Genomic DNA, 8,880 nt, shown 5'->3' with positions numbered 1-8,880 from the left:
GACTTTCGTGAAGTGCGCCCCGGCCGAGCACAGTGTTCTGCTCGGCCGGAGGCGTTCACTGGGCAAATACTGAATGTTACCCGGCCGTACCCCCATGGCCCGCTGACACCGACTGTGCGTCAGCTATCACCGAGCTCACAAGTGTGGCGAGTCCGTCGACGCCGAGTGCCGGCAGGATGCCCGGAACAAGGCCGGCGAGCGACACTGATACCAGAGCATCGGGGGCCAGAGCGGCTCCCATGGCGGTACGCATGGCAACGAGTTTGGTCGACAACTCGCTGAAGGTGACCGTCTGATCACCGTGGGTGAATGCAACTGCCTCAGGATCGGCGGCCGCCGCCGCGGCTGCCAGTTCGGGCAGATCTGCCGCGGACTTCGGCTCGGCGGCGCTCGCTTCCTCGCGTTCCTGCTCGGTCACGATGTCGATCGTACGAATCACGACCTCGGGATCGGTCACCAGTTCTTCGAGCACTCGCCCGAATCGCGCCGCGAAAAGCGCGATGGTCGATTCGTCGAACAGGTCGGTCGCATAGGTGAAACGCATCCTCAGCCCGGACAGCACCCCGGCATCGTCGAATTGCTCGATACCGGTGAGCTGTAGATCGAACATCGCCTGGTCGAAACCGTTGTCGACCGCGGAGAGCACGAGGCCCGGGAGTTGGAAAGTACCCAGCGACATGTTCTGGAACGTGAGCATGACCTGGAACAGCGGCGAGTATGCGTGAGAGCGCTCTCGCCCGAGTTCGTCGACCAACCGCTCGAACGGTACGTCGGCATTCGCAAACGCCGACAAGTCCTTGTCCTTCACGTGTGCCAGAACGTCGACGAACGTCGAAGCGGGAGCGATCTCCGTTCGCAGGACCAACGTGTTGACGAACATCCCGACAAGATCGTCGAGAGCCCGCTCACCTCGGCCCGCGATCGGCGTACCGATTGCGATGTCGTTCGATCCACTCATCTTCGCCAGCAGCACGGCCAGGGCAGTGTGAACCACCATGAAAACGGTCGAGTTCTGCTCCCGTGCGATCGTGGCGAGCCGGTCCGTGGTCTCGGAATCGACCGCAAACTCGAATTCTGCACCGCGCATGCTCGCCCGCGCCGGCCGCGGCCGATCGGTCGGCAGTTCCAGAAGCTCCGGAGTGCCCTTGAGCTCGTTCACCCAGTACGCGAGTTGACGGCCCAGCTGACTGTCCGCGTCCTCCGGCGATCCGAGCACTTCACGCTGCCACAGCGTGTAATCGGCGTACTGCACCTCGAGTGGAGCCCACTCCGGCGTCTCCCCACCGGTGCGCGCGGTGTACGCGACCATGGTGTCTCTGATCAACGGAGCCATCGAGAAGCCGTCACCGCTGATATGGTGGATGACCACGACGAGGACCCGCTCGGATTCGTCGACCTCGAAGAGACGGATTCGCAACGGAACGGCCGTCGTGACATCGAAGCCCTCGCGAACTGTGTCAGCCACCTGTTCGGCGACGGACGCTTCGTCGGTTGCGATCACTTCCAGTCCCACGGTCGTTGCGGAGCGAGGCAGGATCATCTGAATCGGTCCGTTGCCCTGGTCCGGGTATACAGTCCGGAGCACTTCGTGACGCTCGATCAGATCCGACACCGCTGAGCGAAGTGCGTCGACATCGAGTGCGCCGGACAGCCGGATCGCGACAGGAATGTTGTACGCACCCGAGGTCTTGTCGAACTGATTGAGCACCCACATCCGTTGCTGCGCCAACGACAGCGGGATCTCGTGCGGACGCACCTGAGCCACCAACGGTGGGCGACCACCCGATCCCGCGTGTTCGAGAACCCTCGACGCCAATGCCCCGACAGTCGATGCCTCGAAGATCACACGGACCGGAATCTGCGCGTCCAACGCCTCACCCAGCCTGGACACGACCTGAGTTGCGACGAGGGAGTTTCCGCCGAGTTCGAAGAAATCGTCGTCGAGTCCAACCCTCGCAGCGCCGAGTACGTCAGCGAACACACCCGCGACGATCTCCTCGACGGGGTTGGTCGGGGCACGGAATTCGGTGGCTTCGAATTCAGGGTCGGGCAGTGCCTTGCGGTCGACCTTGCCGTTGATATTGAGCGGTAGTTGGTCCAACACCATCAACGCCGCCGGCACCATGTAACTCGGCAACTCCGCCACAAGAGTCCGCTTCAATGTTTCGACATCGATGCTTTCCCCGTTTTGAGCAACGACGTAGCCGACAAGTCGATCACCGGTTCGCGCATCCGACTTGGCCACCACCACTGCGGAGTCCACACCGGCTTGCTTGCGAAGAAGCGCTTCGATCTCGCCGAGTTCGATGCGGTAACCACGGATCTTGACCTGGAAGTCGGCGCGCTCCACGTAGTCGAGTTCACCGTTTTCCGTCCACCGGACGAGGTCGCCGGTGCGGTACAACCGCGAACCCGCGTCACCAAAGACGTTGGCCACGAATCGTTCCGACGTCAGATCAGCGCGCCCGTGATAGCCGCGAGCAAGCTGGGCACCGGCGAGGTAGAGCTCCCCGGTGACTCCGACGGGGACCGGATGCATACGCGTGTCGAGCACGAACACCTGCGTGTTCCATTCGGGGGAACCGATCGGCACCGAGGTCGTGTCGCCCGAACCGACCACGTGCGCTGTCACCGAGACCGCGGCCTCGGTCGGACCGTACAGATTCACCAACTGCGCGCCGCTGAGTTCTGCGAACTCGGTCGCGGTCGCGGCCGGCAACGCTTCCCCGATCGCGAGCACCTGACGGAGCGATTCCGGTAGGCCATTTTCCGACGCCGACTGCAACATCGCGAGCATCGACGGCACCACGTGGAGCGTCGTGACTTTCTCCCTGGTCATCAGGTCGAGCAGGTAGCTCGGGTCCTTGTGACCTTCGGGTTCGGCGATCACCAGTCGTGCACCGGAAGTCAGTGCCGACCAGAACTCCCAGACCGAGAGGTCGAAGGTTGCCGCGGTCTTGAGCACCATCGCATCGGATTGGTCCAGACTGTACTGATCGCGCTTCCAGAGAATCTGGTTGACCACCGCCCGATGCGAGATCGCGACGCCCTTCGGCCGCCCCGTCGATCCCGACGTGAAGATCACATAGGCGGTGTTGTCCACTCGCAGTGGAGCACTGCGATCCGCATCGGTAACCGTCGCTTCCGCGTAGGACGCGAGATCGATCGTGTCCACCTCGATCACGGAATCACCGAACGCCGGATTCTTCGCAGTGGTCGAGGCAGTGAGGACGCAGACCGGATCTGCCATGGTCAACACGTACTCGATGCGGTCCGCCGGGTGGTTCGGATCGATCGGTACGTATCCACCACCTGCCTTCACCACCGCGTACATGGCGACCAGCAGTTCGACCGATCGCTCGATTGCCAACGCGACCAACGACTCCGGACCGACACCGGTTGCAATCAGATGGCGTGCGAGACGGTTGACACGTGCATCGAACTCGGCGTACGTCAGCGACGTGTTCCCTGCGACCAATGCCACCGCGCCTGGGTTCGAACCGACCTGCTCGTCGAACAGTTCGACCAGCGTGGCTCCCGGGACGGAGTGATCGGTGTCGTTCCAGCGGTTCAGGATCCGGTCGCTCTCGGACGAATCCATCAGCGCGAAGTCGCCGACGGTCAACGACGGATCCGACGCGATCTCCCCAAGCAATCGCACGAATCGATCGGCGAAGTCCTGCACGGTCGACTCGTCGAACAGATCATGCGCGTAGCTGAACATCGACGTGATGCCGGCTGCAGATCCGTTCGCGTCGTACCGATCACTGACGATCAACTGAAGATCGAACTGCGCGACCCCGTTGTCGATATCGACGCCCTTGACGGTGAGTCCCGGAAGCTCGAGCCCTCCGGTTTCCATGTTCTGGAACAGGAAGCCGACCTGATAAAGCGGATGACGAGCGGTCGAGCGCGGTGGGTTGAGCACCTCCACGAGTCGCTCGAACGGAACGTCCGAATGTGCGAACGCTTGAAGGTCGGTCTCCCTGACACGTCCGAGCAGGTCGAGGAACGGCGCACCGCTGTCGATCTGTGTACGGAACACCAAGGTGTTCACGAACATGCCGATGAGATCGTCGAGTGCCCGCTCGCCACGTCCGGCAATGGGCGTACCCACCGCGATGTCCTCGGTTCCGGACAGTCGAGCCAACAACATCGCGAACGCCGTGTGCGTGAGCATGAACAGCGTCGAGTTGTTGGCCCTGGCAAGACCGCTCAGCCGAGCATGCAACTCTGCATCGATGTCGAAGTGCAGGTAACCGCCACGGAACGACTGCGTCGCGGGGCGTGGCCGGTCGGCGGGAAGTGCAAGCTGATCAGGCAGCCCGGCGAGAGCATCGCTCCAGTACGCAATCTGCTGCGAAGCAATAGATCCTGCGTCTTCCTCACTGCCGAGCACCTCTCGCTGCCACAAGCTGTAGTCGGCGTACTGAACGTCGAGAGGAGCCCAGGACGGCGTGTATCCGGCAACCCGCGACGCGTATGCGGTCACGACATCTCGGGCGAACGGCGCCATCGAGGAACCGTCGGCGGAAATATGATGAATTGCGACACCGAGTACGTATTCGTCGGAAGCCAACTGGAACAACCGGATCCGAATCGGAATCTCGCGTGTGACGTCGAATCGCGTAGACGCCAGCACGACCAACTCACCTTCGAGTTCGTCTACGCCGGTCGGTTCTGCGACGATCTCGTCCGACCAACTGGATACGGGCTTGACGACCTGCACCGGACCGTCTCCGATTTCCGGGTAGACGGTTCGAAGTGATTCGTGCCGTCCGATCACATCAGCGATGGCCGCGCTGAGCGCCGAGACATCGAGATCGCCCTGAAGGCGCAGCGCCATCGGGATGTTGTATGCCGCAGCACTACCGTCGAATCGGTTGAGGAACCACATACGCTGCTGCGCCAACGAAAGCGGAATCCGCTCTGGCCGCTCGACAGCGGTCAGCGCGACTCGCCCACCGGAACCGGTCCGGCTTTCGGCATGTGCTGCGAGATCCTGCACCGTGGACGCTTCGAACAGAACTCGCACCGAAAGTTCGGTGTCAAGAGCGTCGGCGATTCGCTTGATGGTGCGAGTGGCGTTGAGGGAGTTGCCGCCGAGCTCGAAGAAATCATCGTCGAGACCCACACGATCAACACCCAACACCTCGGCAAACACCGACGCGACGATCTCCTCCACCACCGTCACCGGGGCTCGGAACACCGCAACCTCGAACACCGGCTCCGGCAACAACTTCCGATCCAACTTCCCCGACGCATTCAACGGCAACGCATCCAACACCACAAACTGCGACGGCACCATATACGACGCCAACCGCTCCCCCACACCCACCTTCACCACATCAACATCAACCGAAGACCCCACCGCAGCAGTGACATACGCAACCAACTGATCACGCCACACCACCACCACAACAGAACCCACACCCACCTGATCCCGAACCGCAGCCTCGATCTCCCCCAACTCGATCCGCTGACCACGCAACTTCACCTGAAAATCACTACGCCCGACATACTCGAGCTCACCCGACACACCGATCCACCGCACCACATCCCCCGTGCGATACATCCGCGAACCCACCCCACCGAACGGATTCGCCACAAACCGCTCCGCCGACAAATCCACCCGCCCGAAATACCCACGAGCGACCTGCACACCCGACAAATACAACTCACCCGCAACACCCACCGGCACCGGACGCAACCGCGAATCCAACACCAACACCGACGAATTCCACACCGGAGCACCCATCGGCACCACCACACCCACACCATCAAGCGGACCCGCCGCCGTCGCATGCACCGTGAACTCCGTCGGACCATACAAATTATGAACCTCAACCAACGGCAACACCGACAACACCCGACCCACCACCGACGCCGGCAACGCCTCACCCGCCGCGAAAATCACCCGCAACGAACCCAACCCACCACCGAGACGCGAAACCGTCGCCTCCGATGCATCGACCAACTGATCGACGAACACCTCCAACATCGACGGCACAAACGAGACCATCGACACCGACTCCGCCGCCACCACCGACGCCAAATACCCCGGATCCCGATGACCATCATGAGCAGCCACCACCAACCGAGCACCCACCGCCAACGGAACAAACAACTCCCACACCGACACATCGAACGTCACCGGAGTCTTGAACAACACCACATCAGAACCCGACACCGCATAACGCTCCGCCAACCACGACACCTGATTGACCACACTGCGATGACTGACCGCCACACCCTTCGGCCGCCCCGTCGACCCCGACGTGAAAATCACATACGCCGTATTCCCCGACCGCAACGGCGAAACCCGATCCACATCCGACACAGGAGCATCCGAAAAACCAGACACATCAACAACATCAACCTCGACAACCGGCACCACACCAGCATCGAAACCAACATCAGAAGTACTGACCACACACACCGGCGACGCCGACGCCAACACATACCCATTACGCTCCGCAGGCTGATCCGGATCCACCGGAACATACCCACCACCAGCCTTGAGCACACCGTAAACCGCAACCAACAAATCAACCGACCGACGAACCGCAACACCCACCAACGACTCCGGCCCCACACCCACCGAAACCAAATACCGCGCAAAACGATTCACCCGAGCATCGAACTCCGCATACGACAGCGACAAACCCTCGAACGAGAGCGCCACCGCATCCGGCGTCGCCGCCACCCGAGCATCAAACCCATCCAACACCGACACACCCGACACAACCCGAGCCGTGTCATTCCAACCCTCGAGCACCAACGAACGCTCAACAGAATCCAAAATGTCTATGTCACCAACACGCACCGAAGGATCGGTGGCTACGGAGGAGAGCAGTCGAAGAACTCTGTCCAGCAACGCAGTTGCATAGTCGGCATCGAAGAAGTCCGGTAGGTACCTCAGCGTCAGGTGCAACTGCTCGTCGAGTGCGATCAGCAGAGTCAACGGGTAGTTCGTGGAATCGTCCGAGGCGATGTCGTCGATCATCATTCCGTCGAGAACATCCGCCTGTGCGGCGAGGCCCTCACGGTCGACCGGGTACGACTCGAATACAACCAACGTGTCGAACAGTGTTCCGACGTCCGCTGCTTTCTGGACATCGGTCAAACCGAGATAGTGATGATCGAGCATTCGTGCCTGCTCGATCTGGACCCGAGCAACCAATTCTTCGACGGACTCCGCGGCGTCGAGACGCACCCGCACGGGGAGGGTGTTGATGAACAGCCCGACCATCGATTCGACGCCGGTGAGTGCCGGTGGCCGGCCTGACACTGTTGCACCGAAGACAACGTCGTCGGTTCCGGTCAACGCACCGAGCAGGACCGCCCACGCGCTCTGCACGATCGTGTTGGCGGTGACGCCGAGTCGAGCAGCCAGAGCTGTGAGGGCCGTCGTTGTCTCCGACGACATCGACACGTTCAGCTTCTGTGACAGCGCGGTGAATTCCTGTCCGCCTGTGACCTGAGCAAGCAGCGTCGGCTGCTCGACGCTGGAAAGCGCATCCGCCCAGGCTGCGAGTGATCGATCGCGATCCTGATCGACAAGCCACGCCAGGTAATTGCGATAGCTACGCACACGCGGAAGAACCGAGTCGTCACCACGCGTCGCGTACAGCGCCAACAGGTTCTGCAAGAGCAGTGGCACCGACCAACCGTCGAGAATAATGTGGTGATTCGCCACCACCAAGCGGTAGTCCCCCTCCGCCATGGTGACGAAGGTGAACCGAATCAACGGCGGTGACGCCATGTCGAAGTGCGTCGCCTGGTCAGCCGTCAAAACTTCGTTCAGAGCTGCCTCACGGTCGACGGCCGCAATATCGCTGAGATCGACGTTCCGCCACGGGACTGCAACGTCTTCGAGGACTATCTGGACCGGCGTTCCGTCGTCGTCGGCCGTGAATGCCGTTCGCAGGTTCGCATAACGGTCGATGATTCCCTGTGCTGCAGTGCGCAATCGGTCGGCATCCACCTTCCCGGACAGAGTGAGAATCATCTGCACCGAGTAGAGGTCGACGCTGGATTCCGCCAACATCGTGTGGAAGAGCAAACCGGACTGCAGCGGTGCCAGGGGCCAGATGTCGGTCACCGTACCGAATCGATTCTCGAAGCCGTCGATATCTCGTTGGCTCACGGAGACAAGCGGCACGTCGGACGGTGTGAGTCCACCGGCTCCGACGGAGCGAGAATGCTCCGCCAGGGCAGTCAGTGCTTCGACCCAAATCTGTGCAAATGTCTCGACACTCTCGCCGTCGATGGCACCGACGGGGTGTGCGAAGGATGCCTCCAGAACAGCACCGTCCGCGCCGTCGTTGACGATCGCATTGATGTCGACGACCTTGTTTGCGGGCATGTCGACGTCTTCGGGTGCCGACACGTTGGCGAAATCGCCGGCCGGCAGCCACCCGAGTCCCTCGACACCTGCCGGAAGATCCTCGGCGACAACTCTTCCCAAGTAGTTGAAGCTGACCTGTCCCCCGGCGAAGCGAGAAAGCACTGCGCGGGTGTCTTCGTTCAGGTAGCGCAGCAGTCCGTACCCGACGCCCTTGTCCGGGATCGCCAGCAGCTGTTCCTTCACTGCCTTGATCGCGCGTCCCGCCGAATCACCTCCGGCGAAAGCGTCACCCAGGTCTACCTCGGAAAGATCGAGACTGATCGGGAAGGCAGCGGTGAACCAGCCAACGGTCCTCGACAGATCCGCGCCGGGAATCACGGCTTCTTCGCGGCCGTGGCCCTCGAGCTGCAGCAAGGCAGATGACGAGTCGATCCCGACACGGCGACGCCACTCGATCAGCGCGAGTGTCAGTCCAGCGAGCAGGCCGTCGTTGGCACCGCCGTTGAAAACCTCCGGCAGCGTGGTCAACA

The 8,880-nt window shown here is 61.6% G+C and carries 1 protein-coding gene (only partly in view); it reads right to left on the bottom strand.

The annotated features are described in order from the left end of the window. Positions 1–76 precede the first annotated feature (76 nt). A protein-coding gene (locus ACSW29_RS10445; RefSeq protein WP_448277175.1) for a non-ribosomal peptide synthase/polyketide synthase crosses the window boundary here: on the bottom strand, positions 77–8,880 show its 3' portion. It continues 19,939 nt past the right edge of the window; only the last 8,804 of its 28,743 coding nucleotides appear in the window; its start codon lies off the right edge, out of view; its stop codon occupies positions 77–79.

It is taken from the genome of Rhodococcus sp. GB-02 (assembly GCF_053470465.1).
Note: the sequence above shows the minus strand (reverse complement) of the source record. Positions and strands in the feature narration are given on the sequence as shown.